Origin of the sequence: Bradyrhizobium sp. 27S5, assembly GCF_037217225.1 — a bacterium.
Classification (GTDB): domain Bacteria; phylum Pseudomonadota; class Alphaproteobacteria; order Rhizobiales; family Xanthobacteraceae; genus Bradyrhizobium; species Bradyrhizobium septentrionale.
Genome location: NZ_CP147714.1, coordinates 6957448 through 6977622, shown reverse-complemented (window position 1 = coordinate 6977622; position 20175 = coordinate 6957448). Strand labels below are relative to the sequence as shown.

Genomic DNA, 20175 nt, shown 5'->3' with positions numbered 1-20175 from the left:
GTCGTCAGGCGTCCCTGTACCAATCCTGCAAATTATCCAGGTCGTTGGCCCAGCCGCTGATGACGGGGCGCAGCGTATTCGACGCGGCGCCGACCTTGATGCGGTGCATGACCGGAATCACCACATTGTCCTGCCACATCAGGTCATTGCACTTGATGTACAGATCGGCGCGCTTGAGCGGATCGATCTCGTTCTCGGCGGCATCGACCGCGGCATCGAAGTCCTTGTTGGCCCAGCGCGGGAAGTTGCCGCCCTGCCACTTGTTCTCCTTGGTCGCGATGTTGCGCGAATGATAGCGGCGCATGTGCAGCGCCGGATCGGGCTGGGTCATCGGGATCTGGAACATCTCGATGTCGGCGAAGAATTTTGCATAAGTGTCGGGATTGGCGACGTCGGAGGAGAAGAACACCGAGGCCACCACCGATTTCAGCTCGACGTCTATGCCGGCCTTCTGGCAGGCCTGCTTGACGATCGCCTGGGTCTTCTGGCGTGGCCCGTTGATCGAGGTCTGGTACAGCAGTTTCAGCTTCTTGCCGTCCTTTTCGCGGATGCCGTCACTGCCGACCTTCCAGCCGGCTTCGTCGAGCAGCGCGGCTGCCTTCTCGATCGAGAATTCCCATTTGGTGTTCTTGGAGGCGAACTCCTCGGGGCCATTGAGGTAATTGGCCGTGGTGCGGCCGGCGCGGCCGTAGATCGCCTTCTTGACGGAGTCGCGGTCGACCAGCAGCGCCAGCGCCTGGCGCGCGCGCGGATCGGACAGGATCGGATGCTTGGTCTTCAACGACGACCGTTCGCCGTCGACCTCGGTGTTCGGGTCGGTGAAGTTGATGGCGATGAACTCGATGTCGCCGCCGGGGGCGTAGACGGTCTTGCCCTTGCCGCCCTTCTCGAGACGCAGCAGCACCTCGTCTTCGACCTGCATGTTCCAGGCGTAGTCATATTCGCCGGTCTGGATGATGGCGCGTGCCGCCGAGACGGCATCGCCGCCGCCCTTCAGTTCGAACGTGTCGAAATAGGGCCGGTTCGGCATATGGTAGTCGGGGTTGATCTCGCCGCGGATCTGGTCGCCCGGCTTGAACTCGACGAATTTATAGGGGCCGGTACCGACCGGTTTCAGATTGTTCGGCGCCTCGCGGGATTTGCTGCCCTTGTACTCCGCGAACAGATGCTTGGGGATGATGCAGCCATAGGCGCCGACAAAGGCATTGGCCCAGAACGGGGTCGGCTTCTTGAACACGACGCGAATGGTAAGGTCGTCGATCTTCTCGACCGAGCTGACATCGCCATAGGAGCCGACGCTCACGGCCGCCGTCGCGGGATCGCTGCAATATTCAAAGTTGAACACGGCATCATCTGCCGTGAAGGGCTTGCCGTCGTGCCATTTGACGCCGGGCTTGAGTTTCCAGACCACCGACTTGGCGTCGGCGGCCAGCCCGCCGTTTTGGATCGACGGGATCTCCGCGGCAAGGATCGGGTTGAGTTTGCCTTCGGTATCCCAGCTCGCGAGCGGCTCGTAGAAGATGCGCGAGCCGTCCTGGTCCTTGGTGCCGGTGGCGAAGTGCGGGTTGAGCAGGGTCGGGCCCTGCCACCACAACAGTTTCAGCGGACCGCCGCCGCCGCGCTTGGTCGGCTTGTAGGGGCTGGGGCTCTGCGCCATCGCAACGCCGCCGAGGCTGAGGATCTGGTTCGCCATCGGAGCGGTGAGGCCGACGGCAATCATTCGCTTGACGAAGGCGCGGCGATCCATCCGCCCGTCCCTTACGTCGTCGATCATGCCACGCAGATTCTTGTCGAACATAGTCCCCTCGGTCCGGCTCACGTGTGATTGCGGCGGGCCGGGGAACCGGCCGCCGTCTTGGCGGCAGGATGGCACACCGAATGACCGCCAAGGTCAACGCCTCCCGGGGCTCGGCGCATAGGTCTTTTGGCTATCGCTTGTGCAGAACCTCGCGCGGCCGCACATCGGTTCGGCATTTCGGTGCCAAAGCCCGTCTCTGCGCGCCTCGCAGTGCGGAAAATTTGTTCGTTATCCTTTGTTCCGAGATGCTTTTTTGTCACGCAGGCCCGTTTTCGAACGAAGTGGATACCGGTTCGCGTCAAGAACACGCGCCAAAACAAAATCCAGAGCGTTTTCGAGCGAAGTGGATAGCGATACCGGTTGGCGCGAAGAAAACGCGTCAAAACAAAATCCAGCTCTGTTCCGATCCAGTCGGAACGGCGCTCTGGCCGGGCCCCGAGGAGCCCGGCCAGCAAATGTGGCGCGTCAGGCGACCGACATGTCCAACGGCGGTGCAACATTCGCCGGCAGCGGACTGATATAAGGAGTTCGGGTGGTCCGCTTCTTGAGATCGGCCTTGGCGGCTTCGATCAGCTCCGGCTCCAGCAGCGCCTTGACGCCGAGGCCGGCCATCGCCTTGGCGGCCTGCACCATCGCCTTGTGCGCGGCCGGCGTCTTGCCCTGCGCCACAACCTGCCAGGTGTGGAACGGCGTGCCGATTGCAACCGTCGGTGCATGGACCTGCACGGTCGGCACCACCCAGCTGACGTCGCCGACATCGGTCGAGCCGATCAGCGGATTGCGCTTGGCGTCGATCGGCACCAGGAAATCGGCGAGCGGCCGGTCGGTCGGCTCCATGCCGATCGCGTAATACACCGAGGCGATGTCCTTGTCGGTCAGGGTCGCGCGGATCTTACCGGCGAAATCCTTGTCGGCATCGTCGAAATGCGGCGGGCCGAGATCTTCCATGATCCGGTGCAGCGTCTGCTCCAGCGGCGTGTTGGGCAGGATGTTGGAGACCGCGGAGATGATCTTCATCTCGACCTTGGTCTCGGTCATCAGCGCCGCGCCCTGCGCGATCTTGTGCACGCGTTCGACCAGCTCGTTCATGCCGGGCAGGTCGCGGGCGCGGATCGAATAGCGCACGCGGGCATGCGCCTGCACCACATTGGGCGCGATGCCGCCGGTGTCGAGCAGGGCGTAATGCACGCGCGCGTCACTCGGCATGTGCTCGCGCATGTAGTTGACGCCGACATTCATCAATTCCACCGCGTCGAGCGCGCTGCGGCCGAGATGCGGCGAGGCCGCGGCATGCGAGGTTCGCCCGGTGAAGCTGAAATCGGCCCTTGTGTTGGCGAGCGATGGCGTCACCGCCACCTCCCAGAAACTGTGCGGATGCCAGGTGATGGCGATGTCGGCATCCTCGAAGGCGCCACAGCGCACCATGAAGGCCTTTGCCGCGCCGCCTTCCTCGGCGGGGCAGCCGTAATAGCGCACCCGGCCCGGCACCTTGTTGGCGGCGAGCCAGTCCTTCACTGCGGTCGCGGCCAGCAAAGCGGAAGAGCCGAGCAGATTGTGGCCGCAGCCATGGCCGTGGCCGCCGCTCTCGACCGGGCGAGGTTCGGCGACGCCGGCCTCCTGGCTGAGGCCGGGCAGGGCGTCATATTCGCCGAGGAAGGCGATCACAGGTCCGCCTTCACCCCATTCGCCCATCACCGCGGTCGGAATGTCGGCGAGATTCTCGGTGATGCGAAAGCCCTGATGGCGCAGTTCGGCCAGATGTTCGGCGGAGGAGCGTGCCTCGGTGTAGCAGACCTCGGGCATCGCCCAGACCCGGTCGCTCAATTCGATGAATCGCGGCTTGATCGTGTCGACGCTGCGCCAAACATCACTACGGTTGTCCATTTGCTTCGGTCCCTTAACTCGCTAGAGCATGATCCGGAAAAGTGTGAAGCGGTTTTCCGAAAAGATCATGCTCAAACAATGAGCTCAAAGCGCGATGACGATTCAACCCAATCTCATCGCGCTTTGAGCAATCTGAAGCACAAAAGGCTAGCAGCTTGCCGCGAGCGCGACTAGGGCACTTGCTTGCAGACCCGATCCGCGACTCGAAGCTATGTCTTCCGGCTTGGCTTCAAGAGCGGATATCGTCGGCTTGCCCAACCGTGTCCGCGAAGGGTCCAACAAAGGGTCCTACGGCGGAAGTTGCGAAAGCGACCCACGCATAGTACTCATCCCGAAATGCCCGTTGAAGTAGAGGGGACAGCAAGAGGGGAAGTAATATGTATCGGATGCTCGCCGTGGTCAGTATCACCATCTTCACGTTGGTAATGGCCGGTTCCGCCTACGCGGAGAAGATCTACTATCTTCACGACCCTGGCGGGAACACCGCCGCGCACATCTACAAGTACTCGCAAGTCAATGCGGAGTATGATCGCGTGGTGATCGATGGTCGCTGCAAGTCGTCCTGCACGACGGTCCTGGGGACCGTTCCCCTCAACAAGATCTGCATTACCCCGAGCGGCTACTTCATGTTTCACGCTGCACATCACGGCGATCGCAGCATTAACCCCGGCGAGACCCAATTAATGATGTCGGCCTATGCGCCCGAGGTTCGCGACTGGGTGATGCGGCACCACGCGCTCGAACAGGTGGACCCTTACACTTACCTGTACGCCAGGAATGTAACATTCATCCGCCACTGCAACCGATAGCAGAGCCAGCTGTCCCATCATCCCGCGCTGAGCCGCTCCAGTCCCTTCCAGTCGAAGGCGATGCCGTGCCCCGGCCGATCCGGGGCGATCGCCAGTCCGTGCTCCAGAACCAGTGGGTTTGCGATGTAGCGGTCGAGGCCAAAGCCGTGCGCTTCGAGATACGAACGGTTCGGGCAGGCTGCCAGCAGATGCACGGTGATGTCATGCGCGCCATGGCTGGTCACCGGGACGTTGAAGGCCTCGGCGAGCCGCGCGATCTTCATGAAGCTGGTCACGCCGCCGGCATTGGTGACGTCCGGCTCGGCATAGGACAGCGCGCCGCCGGCGATATAGGACTTGAACTCCCACAGGCTGCGCAGATTTTCACCGGCCGCAATCGGCACGCCGCCGGCCTGCAGAATGCGGGCGTGTCCCGCGACGTCGTCCGGAATGGTCGGCTCCTCGAGCCAGGTCAGGTCGAACGGTTGCAGGGCGCGCGCGGCGCGGATCGCCTCCTCGACCGTCCACTTCATGTTGGCGTCGGCCATCAGCGGAAACTCGTCGCCGAGATGGCCGCGCATCGCCTTCACGCGCGCCACGTCGGATGCGAGGCTGGCACGGCCGACCTTCATCTTGATGGCGCGAAAACCCTTGGCGAGGTTGTCGTCGGTCTGCTTGAGCAATCCATCGAGCGGCAGATCGAGATCGATGCCGCCGGCATAGCAGGGCACGCGGCGGTCGAAGCCGCCGAGCAGCCGCCACAGCGGCAGCGACGCGCGGCGCGCCTTGAGATCCCACAACGCGATGTCGAGCGCGGAGAGCGCAAGCACCGCCGGCCCGCCGCGGCCGCCATAATGCAGCGCCCACCATACTTTGTACCAGAGCTGCTCGGTGTCGTCGGCCTCCATCTCGCGCGCGATCTCGGGGATTTCGCGGCGCAGGATATTGGCGATGGCGCCGCCATTGCGGCCGACCGTGTAGGTGTAGCCGGTGCCTTCCGCGCCGTCGGCGTCGCGGGCGCGGATCGTGACGAGCTCGAACGCCTTGATCTCGCCATGCGTGCTGTCGCTCAGCACGACCGGAAGCGGGATCTTGTAGAATCCCACGGTGAAATCCTTGAGGATGGCCACGCCGGAACTCCTTATCGTCGGATGGATGCACTGCGCGGCACACGATCCCAAAACCGCCTGCCGGCCGCAACCTCGCGCGCGCGAATGTCTGCCTTGAGCGATCAGTCTGCCTTCCTCTATGATGCAGCTCGCGAGGACGTGGCCCGACCATGCATGATGCTATTCCGTCTCTGTTGCCGAGAAATCCGGGCCACCAGTTCGTGCTCTATGCCGATTCCTGCTCGGGGGTAGCGGGCGCGCTGCATGAGCGGACCTTTGCCTCGGTGAATGATGTGGTGCGCCGGTTGCATCCGCGGCCCGAGTTCATCCTCTTTCCCGGCGACGAGATCATCGGCCTCACGGCGGACGCCGACGCGCTGCGCGCACAATGGCGGCATTGGCTCGAGACCGAGATGGGCTGGCTCGACCGGCGCGAGACGCCGATGTGGCACACCACCGGCAACCACACCACCTATGATGCGATGAGCGAGGCGGTGTTTCGCGAGGTGCTGAAGCTGCCGCGCAACGGCCCGCCCGGTCAGGAAGGGCTGTCCTATTGGGTTCGCCGCGACGATCTCTTGATGGTGTTCGTCCACACGCTGTGGAGCGGGCTCGGTGGCGAGGGGCATGTCGAGACCGACTGGCTCGAGGCGGTTCTCGCCCAGCACGCGGATGCCAGGCACAAACTGGTGCTGGGCCATCATCCGGTATTCCCCATCAATGGCTACAGCGGCGCCTATCAGCGCGAGATCGGCCACGAATACAGTGCGCGCTTCTGGGATATCCTCGTGCGCGCCGATGTGACCGCCTATCTGTGCAGCCACATCCTCGCCTTCGACGTTCAGGTCCATCGCGGCGTGCTGCAGCTCTGCACGGCCGGCGCGGGCACCGCGCACCGGATGCCCGAAGGCGTCGAGTATCTGCATTGCGTGCAGGCCGCGCTCGATCAGAGCGGCCTTCGCTACCAGGTGCTCGACACCGAAGGCGTCGTGCGCGAGCGGCTCGCATGGCCGCTGCCGTCGCTCGACCAGGCTTCGTGGTCGCCACCGCCGCGCGGGACGAGCCCTGCGCCACTCTCGGGAACGCCGGCGCCCACAACGATGATCGCCCTGAAATTGTCGGGCCGCACCGCAGCCGACATCGCTGCGCCTCAAACGCTGCTCTGCACGCCCGCGCCCGGGATGATCGCACCGCTCTGGCTAGGCTTGCGCGGGCCGAAACAGACGCTGACCTTGATCCTGGGACGCGAGCAGGGGCGCAGTCCTCATTACTGGATCGGTCCCGATCTCGGCGCGGACGCCGATTTCGCGCTCGATGTTGCCTTCTATCCCGATATGGGACCGGGCGGCGTGCTGTGGCGACGCAGCGGCGACACGCGCTGGACGTCGTGCACGGCGATTTCGGCGACCGGGCTTGAGCGCTTTTCCTGGCCCGCAGTCTGGAGCGTCGGCTGCGGCGAGGGCGGGCCGGACGACCGGCGATATGCCGGGCCGCGGCTCGAGATTGCGGCTGCCGTCATCGCATCGTCTTGAGCGGATGCGGTGGCTTCAGCTCTGTGGGAGGAGGAGAGCAAAGCTTCAGCATGCGCTGACTGACAAAGCGAGCGGCCTAGCCGGGCTCTCTCGGCTTCGTCCGCTTTGCGCTTTTCAATTCGCGATCGATCAGCGTGCAGACCCGGCGCTGCGCCAACAGGTCGAGTCTGGCGCGCGTGATCCCTCGCTTGGTCTTGCCGTTGATGTCGAACGACCAACTCCAGGTGTCAGGTTCGATGTTGATGAGCGTGTATTCAATGTCCCGATGACGATCGATCAGCTTCTTCATGCCGTTTCTTTTTGTGAGCTGAGCCTGCATAGCCAGATCGCGACGGCGTCTGTATCCGGACGACTACTTACGCAATTGGTCTAAGCGTCCGCATCACGGAATTTTCGCAAATCACTGAGTTGGGGTCGTTGTCCAGTGGCTGCGTGAAAAATATTTCGCTTTATCAGAAATACAACTCGGTGTATGGTCTGCCGGTCTCACCCGATCGAGGGGCGCTGCGCATCGTCACGGGTGTTGCGGTGAGATGTGGTGGACGCTGAATGGGCAACTGACGAGTGCCCATGAAGTGGACGGTGAAGTCGTGTGGTCCTGACGCCCTAGCGGCAGGTGTCTCGTCGCAACACGCGATGGCGTGTTGCGGAGGCGGTGACAAGCAAGCCCAGTCTCGCCGGGGAGAGCACGAAGTAAGCCGTAACCCATCGCGCAGGGAAAGCCGGGATGTTCCCGGTTACACCTGTGGTCCTACCCCCGAGCCTTCTACCTTTGCTCGGGGCCCATGGGTGCGATCGGCACCCGGCTTTCCCTGCGCCCTCTGTTCAACAGAGGGCGGAACGAAGAGCAAAGCTCGGACAAATCATGTCGCGAGAATGCGAAGCTATGTCCCCACCCTAACTGTCATCGCCCGGCTCGACCGGGCGATCCAGTACGCCGCGGCCTCTCGGCTCAAGCACCGAAGCCTCTGGAATACTGGATCACCCGCATGCGCGAGTGATGACACCGCGGTTGCGGATATCGCTTTCGCTCCTCGCAATAACGACGGAAACGTGGAATTCACAAATTAATCACCCCGCGCCGCGCGGCATGGGCGACGGCGTCGGTGCGGCCGGTCGCGTCGAGCTTGTCCAGCAGGGAGCCGACATGAAACTTGGCGGTGTGGACCGAGATCCCGAGCCGCTGCGCGATCATCTTGTTGGATGCGCCTTCGGCCAGCAGCGCCAGCACGTCGAGTTCGCGCGGCGTCAGCTCGAAGTCGCCGGCGCCTGCGGCCTCCCGGTTGCGGGCGACGATCGCAGCCGTTGCCTGCTCGCCCGGAGCGGCCAACCGCAGACCGGCGACGCTGCCGAGCAGCGTCGCCAGCCGGTCGGCCAGCACGGGATCGTCGATCTCGAGCGCGATGACGATGTCGGAGGCCGGCTCACTGCTCACGTCTCGGGCCTCTCGCCGACCGTGACCTTGACGTTCAGCGGCTCGCCGCCGCGGTGCACGGTGAGCTCAACCACGGTGCCGACGCTTTGCGGTCCGAGACCGCGCGACAGCGCCCGCACGCCCGACAGTTTCTCACCGTTTACGGCAACGATCACGTCGCCCTGGCGGATGCCGGCGGCGGCCGAGGGCCCGGCCTTGTCGACATTCATCACCATCGCGCCGAGGCCGTCGTCGAGACGGACCGGCTGCAACCCGACGCCGAGATATCCGCGCGCGATGCGGCCGCTTTTCTCCAGCTGCGTCGCGACCCGCTCGATGGTCGCGGCCGGTATCGTCAGCACGCGGCGCGGTCCGAGCACGGCCATGCCGAACGGCTCGCCCGCGGCATTCAGTGCAACTCCGCCCTGCTGGCTGTGCCGCAGCCGGACGTCGAGCTCGATCCGCGCGTCGATCTCGCCGCCGCGCAGGCTGCGCCAGGGCGCGCCTGATAATGAGACCATGCCGAGCCGAGCGGACGGCGCGCCGCGGTCGGCGGCGACGATCACCGCGAGCGATCCCAGCGCGGGGATCTCTGTGGAGAGCTTGATCGGCGCGACATCGCCGCCGACGCGCAGCAGCGCGACGTCGGTGGTGTGGTCGCGCCCAGTGACGGTCGCCGGCCTGCGGCTGCCGTCGGCGAACTGGATTTCGACCTCGCCCTCGTCGGCAAGGGCTTCGTCGGCGGTGACGACGAGGCCCGTCTTCCAGACAAAGCCGGATGCGCGCGCGCGATGCGAATGCACGGAGACGACCGCGGGCGCGGCGCGCGCAATGGTCTCCGAAAGGGCTGACGACAGCGAGGCGAGGGTGGTCGGTTCGGTCATGGGAAACTCCGTTGGCTTCCCGCAATCTGGGATGTCGCGGCTGACCGCGATACTGGCCGGATGGGCAGGGCCCGGCCACATCGTTCGGAACCGCCGCTCAGCTCAGCCGCTGCAGCGTCGCCTTCGGGCTCTCGCCGAACTTGGCGCGGTAGGCGCTCGCCATCCGGCTCAGATGGGTAAAGCCGAGGTCGAATGCAATATCGACGATGCGTTCGCCCGGCCGCGCCGTCTTGAGCCGGGCGTTGAGATGGGCGAGGCGGATGTCGAGCAGCATCTCGGACACGGTGGTGCCGAAGTGGCGGCGGAAGCCGAGTTGCAGCGCGCGGATGCCGGTGCCGGCGATCTCCGCGAGCTCGGCGAGGTCAAGCGGTTCGGTCGCGCGCATCTCCAGATAGGCCCGCACGCGCTTCAACGCTGCCGGCTGGGCCTCGGTGCGGCCGTTGAAGACATCGATCGCGGAGCTCAAGCTGTGCCGCTGCTCGCTGAGCAGGACATCGAGAAACGACTCGCGCCAATCGGCGGCCGCGATCGCGGACAAGGTTTTGCGCGGCCCGAGCTGCTCGGCGACCGTGACGAGTTGCTCGATCCTGGCCGAGAGCGTCTGCCCAAGCGGCCCACCCAGCGCGACGGCCGGATCGAACTCGACCGGCCGGACCGCCACGCCGCCGAGCGCCGCGGCGCGATGCTCGACCAGCTTGCGGTCGAGCAGCACGATGAGCTGGGCGCAGTCGCCGCGCCAGGTCATTTCGGTCGGAACGGTCGGCGACAGCAGCGATGCGCTGTGCCGTGGTCCGGTGGTGAGCTCGCGCGCAGCGGTGCGGATCGCAGCCGAGCCCGACAGCGGCATCTGCAACAGGAAGAAGCGGTCGAGGCAGCCGGGATTGATCGCGACCGATCCGCCATAGGAGACATAGTTGACCGAAAACCCGTCGAAGCCTGCGCAATTATGGTGCGCGGAGAAATCGCGTTCGGAGTGATCGACCGGCGTCAGCTCGTGCGGGCAGAAGATGCGGCCGATCGCTTCGGCCGCGTCGTCGACGCGCGCCGTTGCGACGCGCGCGAAGCCAGTGAGCCTCGTCCTTGTCGAACTTGCCCTTGCCGAAACCTCGTTGCCCGTCGCTGTCACGCCGGCCGTCCGGAGTTGTTTGAGGTCTAAAACATTATGCAGCCTAGTGCATTCGCGGGCAAAGGGGAACGCCGTTTCGTCGCGCAATCTGCCCGATCGGCGCGCAGGCCGATGCGGCGGCATTGGGCAGACGCCCGGCTCGGCGCTCCCGCATTGCAGCATGATCGTGTCGGGTCCGGATTCGTTTATCGGCTAGACAGCCCTTCTGGCTGGCGACAGGCTCCGTGTCCACAAGACGCATCAAAACTGGAGAGGTTGACATGGGCACGCTCGAGAAAGGCATTACCCGAACCGGCACCGGCTACGGCGGCAAGACCTGGAATATTTTGGGCCAAGTCTACTATCCGAAGGCGGTCACCGACTCGACCTTCGCGTTCGAGACCAACAGCGATCCCGGCCAGTTCGTGCCGGTGCACGTCCACCCGACCCAGGACGAGTTCATCCTGGTGCAGGAGGGCGTGCTCGACCTCAAGCTCGACGGCGTCTGGGTGCAGGCCAAGGCCGGCGACCTCGTGCGCATGCCGCGCGGCATTCCGCACGGCTATTTCAACAAGTCCGACAAGCCGGCGCGGGCGCTGTTCTGGGTGTCGCCGATGCAGAAGCTCGAGGCGCTGTTCGACAAGCTGCACAATCTGCAGGACCCCACCGAGGTGGTGCGCATCTCCGCCCAGCACGAGGTGGACTTTCTGCCACCGGAAGCCAACGACTAGGACGACGACCGAACAGACATACGCGCGCAAGGCGGCAATCGCCGGAGTTGGCTCCGGCGATGACGGGAGGGCGTGCGCTCGGAAAGCAGACCTGTTCATTCAATTCGGAGCGGTTTCATGGTCAAGCAGAAGCATGTGTGCGTGATCGGCGCCGGCATTTCCGGGCTCGCCGCCGGCAAGGCCTTCGCCGGCCGCGGTCACAAGGTGACCATCATCGAGCGCAGCGGCGATCTCGGCGGGGTCTGGGAGCCGGCGCGCTCCTATCCCGACGTGCAGACCCAGAGCCCGAAGGATCTCTATCGTTACACCGACAGAGCGATGCCGGAGGCCTATCCGGAATGGCCGAAGGGCCCGCAGGTCCATGCTTACTTGCGCGACTACGCGCGCAGCCACGGGCTCGACGGCGCGATGCGGTTCGACACCAGGGTCGAGGCCATGAAGCGCCGCGCCGACGGCAGACCGGGCTGGACGCTCGAACTGCGCTCGACCGACGGCGCCACCGGCCATGAGGATTTCGACTTCGTCTCGGTCTGCACCGGGCAGTTCAACGAGCCGCAGACGCTGCCGCTCGCCGGCGAGGACGGCTTCAAGGCGCAGGGCGGCCAGATCCTGCATTCGTCGCAATACAGCGATCCGGCGCTGGCCAAGGGCTGCAAGGTCGTCGTGCTCGGCGGCTCGAAATCGGCGACCGACATCGCCGTGAATGCGGTCAATTCCGGCGCCAGCCAAGTCACCATCGTGTTTCGCGAGCCGGTCTGGCGGATCCCCTATTTCGTCGGCGGCCTCGTCAACTTCAAGCGTATCCTCTACATCCGCGCGCAGGAGCAGATGTTCGCGAGCTGGGGCATCGGCCCGATGGCGCGGCTTGCGCATGCTGTTGCAAAGCCGTTGGTCTGGGCGAACTGGCGCGGGCTCGAGAGCATGCTGAAGATGCAGCTCAAGCTGAAGCAATGCGACATGGTACCGAAGGAGCGGATCGAGGACGGCGTCAATTGCGCGGTGCCGATCGCGACCCCCGATTTCTATCCGATGGTCGCCGACGGCCGGATCAAGGCGGTGCGCGGCACCTTCGGTCATTATGACGGCAACACGATCGTGATGAGCGGCGGCGAGCGTGTCGCGGCCGACGTCGCGGTGCTCGCGATCGGTTACAAGCTCGGGGTGCCGTTCCTGCCCGAGGAGTATCAGAACAAGCTCGTCGAGCCCGACGGGCAGTACCGGCTCTATCGGCTGATCGCCAATCCCGACCTGCCCGACATGGGATTCGTCGGCTTCAATTCGAGCTTCTGCACCGTGCTGTGCGCTGATCTCGCCGCGAACTGGCTGGTGCGCTATGCCGACGGCCAGCTCGCGCGGCAGCCGAGCGCGGCCGAGATGAACGACAACATCGCGATGATGCTGAACTTCAAGCGCGTCGAGCGTCCGGCGGCAGGCGTCTATGGCGGGCTGTGCGTCGCGCCCTACCACTTCAAGCATTTCGACGAGCTGTTGGCCGACATCGGCACCAAGGCGTCGCGCCGCAACCCGCTCGTCGAAAAATTCACGCCGCCGGACGCGGACGCCTATGCGCGCTTCCTGGCGACCGCGCCGGAGTACAGGGCGGTGGCCTAAAGCATGATGTTGTTCAGTCGCGGCCGGCGTCGAGGAAGGCTTGCGCGAGGCGCTCGGGGTTGGAGAAGCACAGCTCGTGGCTGCCCGGCACCTGGACCAGGCGGAACAGCCCGAGCTTCTCCGATAGCCGCGGGTGCCAGGGCAGGCTGTGCGGCATCGCCGTATCCTCGGTGCAGTTGACGTAGGATTTCGCGATTGGCATCTCGGCCGGATTGGTCTTCAGCGCGATCTTGTCCTGGAAGGTCTTCAGGGGATGCGGGTTGAGCTTGTCATAGGCGCGCTGCGCCGTTTCGAGGTCGGCGTCGTTGATGAAGGCCTCGCGCCAGATCGGGAACGGCAGCACCACCGAGCCGTCGCCGCGTTCGGCATAAATGGCATCGAACAGGCCGCGATAGTGTGGCGGCACCATGTCGTTGAGGCATTCGCCATTGTTCGGCACGAAGGCGTTCCAGTAGACCAGCCGGCGGATGCGATCCCCCGCGGCGTCGGCAACGCCGGTGATGATCATGCCACCATAGCTGTGGCCGACCAGCACGATGTCCTTGAGGTCATGCTCGGCGAGATAATCCACGATCGATCGGATCGCCTCGGGGAGGCCCGAATCCTTCCTGTCGCCGGGGCGGTTGCCCCTGATGGTCGGGGTGTGGACGACATGGCCGTCCCTGCGGATGGCAGCCGCAACCGGCTCAAACTCGGCGCCGGTATGCCAGGCGCCATGGACGAGAACATAGGTCGACATGTTGTACCTCCCTGAGTGGTTTGGTTAGATCGATTGCGGCGTCCGGGACGGCCCGGGATACGCGCCGAGTTCAAGCAGTTCCTGGTGGATATTGACCCGGGCCTACGGAACGCGCTTGGCTGTAACCGAACCGGATTGGGCTCGGAGTGAACTGATGCAGCAAATCGCCGCCGCGGATCGCTCGCGCAGGCTGAGCTGGAATACCGCGGACACCAGGCCGGGCGAGCAGTTCGCCTATTATCGCGAGGCAATCTGCCAGGCCTTCATGAACCTGACGCCGGAACCTCCGGCGACCCCGGGCTTCCTCGCCCGCGTCGAGACCGTTGCGCTCGGCGACGGCGCGGTCAACCGGGTCAGCTTCCCGGAGCATGTCGTGCGGCGCTCGGCGGCCGACATCGCGGCGTCGAGCCGGCGCTGCTACTACCTCAATCTCAAGCTCGCCGGCCGCTGCCGGATCCAGCAGGCAGGGCGCGAGATCAGCCTGTCGCCGGGCCAGGTCGGAATCTTCGACAGCGGGCAGCGGTTCTCGCTGCTGCACGACCGCGGCCCCGCGCTGCAGGTCGCCTCGTTCTGGGTACCGGCCGAGGCGCTCGATGAACGGCTGCCGTCGGCGCCGGACGTCGCACCGGCGCGGGTCTCGGACGATCCGTTCGTCGGCCATCTGATCGCCGAGACCGCGCAGGTCCTCAACACGTCGGCGCTCCGCGCATCGGATACGGACAACGCCCGGCTGTTCGGCGTGTTGCTCGATCTCGTCGCGCTCAGCCTGTCGCGCAGCGGCCGCGCCGGGGTTGCCGAGAGCGCCGGTCTTGCCGATGCGACCTGGCTTGCGCTGCGCCGCGCCATGGATCGCAGGCTGCGCGAGCCCGGGCTCGGCGTTGCCGCCATCGCGGCCGGGATCGGCATCAGCGAGCGTTATGTGCACAAGCTGTTCGAGCGGGCCGGCACCACGTTTGCCAGCTATCTGATGGACCGCCGCCTCGACGGCGCCGCGCGCGACCTGAAGGAGCCCGCGATGGCCGGACGCGCGATCGGCGACATCGCGTTCGACTGGGGCTTTTCCGATCTGTCGCATTTCACGCGGCGCTTCCGGCATCGCTTCGGCTGCACGCCGCGCGACTGGCGCCGGAACTGACGCAGAGTTCGGAATTCACGATGGCACAATCCTTCACCTATCAGGTCAGCCCGATGCGGGTCGTGTTCGGGGTCGGCACGGTCGCCGCGCTGGCAGACGAACTCGGCCGGCTCAGCATCAGCCGCGCGCTGGTGCTTGCAAGCCGGCGGCAGCAGGCCGAGCTCGGCGATCTCGCTGTCTTGACCGGCGGCCGCGTGGCTGGCGTGTTCGATGGTGCCGTGGTGCACACGCCGGTCGCGGTGACCGACCAGGCGATGCAGGCGGTGCGCGATGTGAAGCCCGACGGCGTGGTCGTGATCGGCGCCGGCGCCGCGACCGGCTTGAGCAAGGCGATTGCGCTGCGCACCGACCTGCCGCAACTGATCCTGCCGACCAGCTATGCCGGCTCGGAGATGACGCCGGTGCTCGGCGAGACCGTGGACGGCGTCAAGACCACGCAATCGTCGCCGAAGATATTGCCCGAGGCCGTGATCTACGACGTCAACCTGACAGTCTCGATGCCGGCCAAATTCTCCGCGATATCAGGCCTCAACGCGATCGCGCATGCGGCCGAGGCGCTGTATGCGCGGGACGGCAACCCGATCACTTCGCTGATGGCAGAGGAGGCGATCGCAAAGCTCGCCTCATCGCTGCCCGACGTCGTGGCGCAACCGCGCGATCTCGACGCGCGCTCCGATGCGCTCTATGGCGCATGGCTGTGCGCGGTGTGTCTCGGCACCGTCGGCATGGCGCTGCACCACAAGCTTTGCCACACGGTCGGCGCGCTGTTCGACCTGCCGCACGCCGAAACCCACGCGGTGCTGCTGCCGCACACCATCGCCTACAACACGCCGGCCGCACGCGCGGCGATCGGCCGTGCCGCCCGGGCGCTTGGCGGCGCTGACGCCGCCGATGGCCTGTTCGATCTGTCGGCAAAGCTCGGCGCGCCGCGCTCGCTCGCCGAGATCGGGATGCCCGAAGACGGCATCGCAAAGGCCGCTGCGCTCGCCACCAAAAATCCCTACTGGAATCCGCGGCCGATCGAGGAGCGCGGTATCGGCGACCTTCTCAGCCGCGCGTGGTCCGGCGCGCGGCCGCAGGCCGGATAGATCACACCCCGATCGCGTTGCGCGCGATTACGTCACGGTAGAATGCCGCGCTCAGTTTCGGCACGCGCGCCTGGGTCTCGAAATCCACCCGGTACAGGCCGAAGCGCTTCTCGTAGCCAAAGATCCATTCGAAATTGTCCATCAGGCTCCACAGGAAATAGCCGTGGACCGGGACGCCGTCGGCGGTCGCGCGCTGCAACTGGGCGAGGTAGTTGCGCAGGAACATGATGCGGTCGAGGTCGTAGATCTGCCCGTCCGGATGCACCTTGTCCTCGCCGGAGGTGCCGTTCTCGCTGATATAGATGCTCTTGATGTTCCACAGCTTGGCGGCAATCCGCGGCGCCCAGTAGATAGTCTCCGGCGCGATCCGCAGCCAATCCGAGCTCATATGCGGGAACGAGGCTGGCATCGGCAGCGGCTTCCAGCCGGGGGCACTGTCGGTGGCGAGGACATAGCAGTGCGGCGCGTAGATGTTCAGCCCGACGAAATCGTTCGGCTGCGAAATGATCTTCAATTCCTCCGCGGTGAACTTGGGCGCGTCCGCGCCGGCATATTGCAGGAAGGCATCGGTGTACTTGCCTTCGAGGAGCACGCCGAGGAAGCCCGCGTTCAACTCGCGCGTCGCGATCTCGGTGGCGCGGATGTTCTCGGGCGTGTTGATCGCGGGCACGCAGGCGGTGATGTTCTCGGCGGGACCGACCCGCGTGCCGGCGCGCCCCTTGGCGCGGATCGCCTGCACCGCGAGGCCGTGCGCGAGCGCAACGTTGTGGCGCGCCTGGTTCACCTCGGCCGGCGGCAGCTTCAGCCCCGGCGCGTCGACGCCGAGCGCGTAGCCGAACGGCAGGAAACGCCCGACCTCGTTGAGGGTGAAGATGTTCTTCACCCGGTCGGTCAAGCGCTGCGCCACATGGCCGGCGTAGTCGCTAAAGGCCTTCGACGTATCGCTGGACCGCCAGCCGCCCACACGGTCCTGCAGCGCCTGCGGCAGGTCCCAGTGATAGAGCGTGGCGTAGGGCTCGATGCCGTTGGCGAGCAACTCGTCGACCAGGCGGTTGTAGAAGTCGAGGCCCTTCGGGTTCGGCGCGCCGGTGCCGTCGGGAAACACCCGCGGCCAGGCGATCGAGAAGCGATAGGCCCGGGCGCCGAGCTCCTTGATGAGGCGGACGTCCTCCTTGTAGCGGTGATAATGATCGTTGGCGCGGTCGCCGGTCGAGCCGTCCTCGATCTTGCCCGACGTGTGGGTGAATGTGTCCCAGATCGACGGGCCGCGGCCGTCCTCGTTGACCGCGCCTTCGACCTGGTAGGACGAGGTCGCGGTGCCCCAGACGAAGCCCGCCGGAAAGCTGGTGCCATTCGGCCGCGGAGCACGGTTTGCGGCCTCGGCAGGCGCCGACAGGCCGAGCGCCGAGAGGCCTGCAAGGCCCGCAAACTGCCGGCGCGAGAATTGACCGAACATGATTATCTCCCGTCGCCGGTCGCTGCGGCTGGAATGCCGGCCGTAAGTTAACCTTCCACCCCGCCGATGAGCAACACGGCAGGCCGAAGCGAGCGCGCACCAATCGATGCGAACCGTTGTGATGTCAATGTCGCGGAGTTGTCAGTTCTGTGGCGACACTTTCTGCTCTAGATTGCCCGTCAGGTCCTTCCGCAATGCCACCCCGAAATTTCCGATATCGTGAGCCGCGCGCGATGAACAAGCCTGCAACCCACGTCCAAACGGCGCTGCTGCGTCGTCTTGCCACGGCGATCGGCTTGCTGCTGGCAATGGCCGCCGGCGCACAGGCCGAGCAGACATTTTCATTCGACAGCACACCCGGAAAGCTGCCGAAGACGGTCGTCCCGCTGAACTACGCGATCGAGCTGACGCCGGATTTCACGAGCCTCGCCTTGCCCGGCGTCGAGACCGTCGACATCGAGCTGCGCGCGCCGGTTGCGCAGGTGACGCTGAATGCGATCAGCACGACCTTCGCCGAGGTTACGATCGACGACGGTACGCAGCGCGCGGAAGTCGCGACCGACGCCACGGCGCAGACGGCGACGCTGACCTTTGCCCAGCCGCTCGCGGCCGGCCGCCACAGGCTGCGTATCGCCTTCACGGCGCAGATCAACAAATTCGGCACCGGTCTGTTCTCGGTCGATTATCCAACCAAGGCCGGGATCAAGCGGCTGATCTCGAGCAAGCTCGAGCCGGCCGATGCAAGGCGGATCTTTCCGTGCTGGGACGAGCCGTCGTTCAAGGCGAGCTTTGCGCTGACCGTCGTAATCCCGCGCAATCTGCTCGCGGTCGGCAACATGCCCATCGCAAGCGAGGCGCCGGCCGCCGGCGATCTCAAGAAAGTTACGTTCGCGCCGACGCCGAAGATGTCGACCTATCTGTTCGAGCTTACGATCGGCGAGCTCGAGCGCGTTACGGCGGATGCCGGCGGCGTCACCATCGGCGTGGTGACAACGGAGGGCAAGAGCGGGCAGGGCCGGTTCGCGCTCGATAGCGCGGTGAAGCTGCTCGCCTACTACAACGACTATTTCGGCGTCAAATATCCGCTGCCGAAGCTCGATCTGATCGCCGTGCCCGGTGGGTTCGGCGGCGCGATGGAGAACTGGGGTGGCATCACCTTCTTCGAGAGCCGGCTGCTGTTCGACCCCGCGACCTCTGCGGAGACCGCACGGCGCGGCATCTTCGCCATCATCGCGCACGAGATGGCGCATATGTGGTTCGGCGATCTCGTCACCATGGCGTGGTGGGACAATCTTTGGCTCAACGAAGGCTTTGCCAGCTGGATGGCGACCAAGGCCTCGCAGCAGTTCTATCCGCAATGGCAGAGCTGGCTGAACGGCTACGGCGCGAAGCAGTTTGCCATGGCGCTCGATGCGCGCCGCACCTCGCATCCGGTGCAGCAGCCGATCGCCGATCACAGCGAAGCGGTCACGGCGTTCGACGCCATCACCTACAACAAGGGCCAGGCGCTGATCCGCATGCTCGAGACCTATCTCGGCGAAGCGGCGTTCCGTGACGGCATCCGAAAATACATGGCCGCGCATGCCTACAGCAATTCCACCACCGCCGATCTCTGGCAGGCGCTCGAGACGTCCGGCGGCAAGACCATCACCGGCATCGCTGCCTCCTTCACTGCGCAGGACGGTGTGCCGCTAGTCGTGGCCGAGACCGCCTGCGATGGCGCCGCGCAGCACCTGACATTGCGACAGGACCGTTTCGTGATCGCGCCGGCCGATACGGCGCCGCTGGCGTCGCGCATCTGGCAGATCCCTGTTGCGGTCGGACCCGCGCGCGGCAAGCCGTTTGACGAGATCCTGCTGCAGGGCAGCGCCGATATTCCGGCAGGCGCATGCGGCGATGCGATCAAGGTCAATCTCGGCGACATCGGATACTACAGGGTCGAGTATGGCCCGAAGAACCGTGCGGCGTTGCTGAACGCATTCCCGCAAATGCAAGTCGATGACCGGCTCAATGTCGTGACCGACAGCTGGGCGCTGGTGCAGGCCGGCCGCGCCGAGCCGGCATCCTATCTCGCGCTGCTCGATGCGCTCGATGCCGGCGATCATCGCGCGGTCTGGGATCAGGTGATCTCGACCTTCGCCGCGCTCAACCGGCTGTCGCGCGATCGCGCCGAGCGGCGGGTGATCCAGGCCTATGCCCGCGCCAAGCTGCGCCCGGTGTTCGAGCGGATCGGATGGGATGGCGGCGGATCGGGCGACGACGACACTGCGCTGCTGCGCGCGAGCCTGATCTCGACGCTTGGCGACCTCGGTGACGCCGCTGTTGTGACTGAGGCGAAGCGGCGCTTTGCTGCGTTCCTCGATGATCCCAACGCGCTTCCAACCACGCTGCGCGATGCCGTCACCCATGTCGTCGGCATCACGGCGGATCGGGCGACCTATGACAGGCTGCTGGCGCTGGCGCGCAACAGCACGGCGACCAATGAGCGGCTGCGCTATTATTTCGCCGCGGCCAGCGCCCGCGACGCCGAATTGGCGCGCGCGACGCTGGCTTTGACGCTGACCAATGAGTTGCCCGACACGATTGTGACCGGGATGATCAGCACGGTTGCGTCCGCAGGCGAGCAGCCGCAGCTGGCCTGGGATTTCGTCCAGACCAATTTCGACACGCTGCTGGCAAGGCAGGGGCCGAACTTTCGTGACCAGTTCGTGCCGAACTTCATGACCAATTTTACCGATCAGGCCCACGCGGCGGAGCTCGCTGCGTTCGCCCCGTCGAAATCGACCAGCGGCGGACGGGTGATGGTGGCGCGAGCCTTGCAGGCAATCGCGATCTCGGCCGATCTGACCACGCGCGTGCTACCCGCCGCCGACGCCTGGATCAGGGCGCACAAGCCGTGAG

At 65.3% G+C, this 20175-nt stretch carries 16 protein-coding genes; 7 read left to right on the top strand and 9 right to left on the bottom strand.

What is annotated here, in order from left to right; all coding sequences use genetic code 11:
* Positions 1 to 4: 4 nt before the first annotated feature.
* Positions 5 to 1798, bottom strand: a complete 1794-nt coding sequence (locus WDM24_RS32930; RefSeq protein ID WP_248114313.1) for a peptide ABC transporter substrate-binding protein — start codon at positions 1796 to 1798, stop codon at positions 5 to 7.
* Positions 1799 to 2263: 465 nt separating this feature from the next.
* The gene (locus WDM24_RS32925) at positions 2264 to 3682 is read right to left on the bottom strand and encodes a M20 family metallopeptidase (protein ID WP_338691574.1); all 1419 of its coding nucleotides are present in this window, start codon (positions 3680 to 3682) and stop codon (positions 2264 to 2266) included.
* 377 nt (positions 3683 to 4059) lie between these two features.
* Here WDM24_RS32925 and WDM24_RS32920 point away from each other — a divergent pair, with 377 nt between their 5' ends.
* The gene (locus tag WDM24_RS32920; protein ID WP_166209213.1) at positions 4060 to 4491 is read left to right on the top strand and encodes a hypothetical protein; all 432 of its coding nucleotides are present in this window, start codon (positions 4060 to 4062) and stop codon (positions 4489 to 4491) included.
* Positions 4492 to 4508: 17 nt separating this feature from the next.
* Here the strand turns inward: WDM24_RS32920 and WDM24_RS32915 are convergent, their stop codons facing one another.
* Positions 4509 to 5600, bottom strand: coding sequence for a mandelate racemase/muconate lactonizing enzyme family protein (locus WDM24_RS32915; protein ID WP_338828730.1), 1092 nt, complete (start codon positions 5598 to 5600; stop codon positions 4509 to 4511).
* A gap of 149 nt (positions 5601 to 5749) precedes the next feature.
* On the opposite strand from WDM24_RS32915, the gene WDM24_RS32910 reads away from it, so the two are divergent.
* On the top strand, positions 5750 to 7111 hold the full coding sequence (locus WDM24_RS32910; RefSeq protein WP_338828729.1) for a hypothetical protein: 1362 nt from the start codon (positions 5750 to 5752) through the stop codon (positions 7109 to 7111).
* Positions 7112 to 7187: 76 nt separating this feature from the next.
* Here the strand turns inward: WDM24_RS32910 and WDM24_RS32905 are convergent, their stop codons facing one another.
* From WDM24_RS32905 to WDM24_RS32890, 4 genes are all read right to left on the bottom strand, one after another.
* The gene (locus WDM24_RS32905; RefSeq protein WP_248114316.1) at positions 7188 to 7400 is read right to left on the bottom strand and encodes a hypothetical protein; all 213 of its coding nucleotides are present in this window, start codon (positions 7398 to 7400) and stop codon (positions 7188 to 7190) included.
* Positions 7401 to 8171: 771 nt separating this feature from the next.
* Positions 8172 to 8546 carry a response regulator transcription factor gene (locus WDM24_RS32900; RefSeq protein WP_029080353.1) on the bottom strand — a complete coding sequence of 125 codons (375 nt, stop codon included), beginning with the start codon at positions 8544 to 8546 and terminating at the stop codon, positions 8172 to 8174.
* Positions 8543 to 9409: a S1C family serine protease gene (locus WDM24_RS32895; RefSeq protein WP_338828728.1), complete on the bottom strand. Its 867-nt coding sequence runs from the start codon at positions 9407 to 9409 to the stop codon at positions 8543 to 8545. Before WDM24_RS32895 ends, WDM24_RS32900 begins: the two co-directional genes overlap by 4 nt.
* 97 nt (positions 9410 to 9506) lie before the next feature.
* Positions 9507 to 10535 carry an AraC family transcriptional regulator gene (locus WDM24_RS32890; protein ID WP_338828726.1) on the bottom strand — a complete coding sequence of 343 codons (1029 nt, stop codon included), beginning with the start codon at positions 10533 to 10535 and terminating at the stop codon, positions 9507 to 9509.
* Positions 10536 to 10795: 260 nt separating this feature from the next.
* Here WDM24_RS32890 and WDM24_RS32885 point away from each other — a divergent pair, with 260 nt between their 5' ends.
* Positions 10796 to 11245: a cupin domain-containing protein gene (locus WDM24_RS32885; protein ID WP_166209191.1), complete on the top strand. Its 450-nt coding sequence runs from the start codon at positions 10796 to 10798 to the stop codon at positions 11243 to 11245.
* A gap of 117 nt (positions 11246 to 11362) precedes the next feature.
* On the top strand, positions 11363 to 12856 hold the full coding sequence (locus WDM24_RS32880) for an NAD(P)/FAD-dependent oxidoreductase (RefSeq protein WP_338828725.1): 1494 nt from the start codon (positions 11363 to 11365) through the stop codon (positions 12854 to 12856).
* Between the two features lie 13 nt (positions 12857 to 12869).
* On the opposite strand, the gene WDM24_RS32875 is transcribed toward WDM24_RS32880, so the two are convergent.
* A complete protein-coding gene (locus tag WDM24_RS32875) occupies positions 12870 to 13595 on the bottom strand; it encodes an alpha/beta hydrolase (RefSeq protein ID WP_338691566.1) in 726 nt (241 codons plus the stop codon).
* A 154-nt stretch (positions 13596 to 13749) separates the two neighbouring features.
* Between WDM24_RS32875 and WDM24_RS32870 the strand changes: the two genes are divergently transcribed.
* Positions 13750 to 14730 (top strand): helix-turn-helix domain-containing protein, encoded by a 981-nt coding sequence (locus WDM24_RS32870; RefSeq protein ID WP_338828724.1) that lies wholly within the window; start codon positions 13750 to 13752, stop codon positions 14728 to 14730.
* A gap of 20 nt (positions 14731 to 14750) precedes the next feature.
* A complete protein-coding gene (locus WDM24_RS32865) occupies positions 14751 to 15818 on the top strand; it encodes a maleylacetate reductase (RefSeq protein ID WP_338828723.1) in 1068 nt (355 codons plus the stop codon).
* Position 15819: 1 nt separating this feature from the next.
* On the opposite strand, the gene WDM24_RS32860 is transcribed toward WDM24_RS32865, so the two are convergent.
* A complete protein-coding gene (locus WDM24_RS32860; protein ID WP_338691564.1) occupies positions 15820 to 17274 on the bottom strand; it encodes a GH1 family beta-glucosidase in 1455 nt (484 codons plus the stop codon).
* 233 nt (positions 17275 to 17507) lie between these two features.
* Here WDM24_RS32860 and WDM24_RS32855 point away from each other — a divergent pair, with 233 nt between their 5' ends.
* Positions 17508 to 20174 (top strand): M1 family metallopeptidase, encoded by a 2667-nt coding sequence (locus WDM24_RS32855; RefSeq protein ID WP_338828722.1) that lies wholly within the window; start codon positions 17508 to 17510, stop codon positions 20172 to 20174.
* Position 20175: the final 1 nt, after the last annotated feature.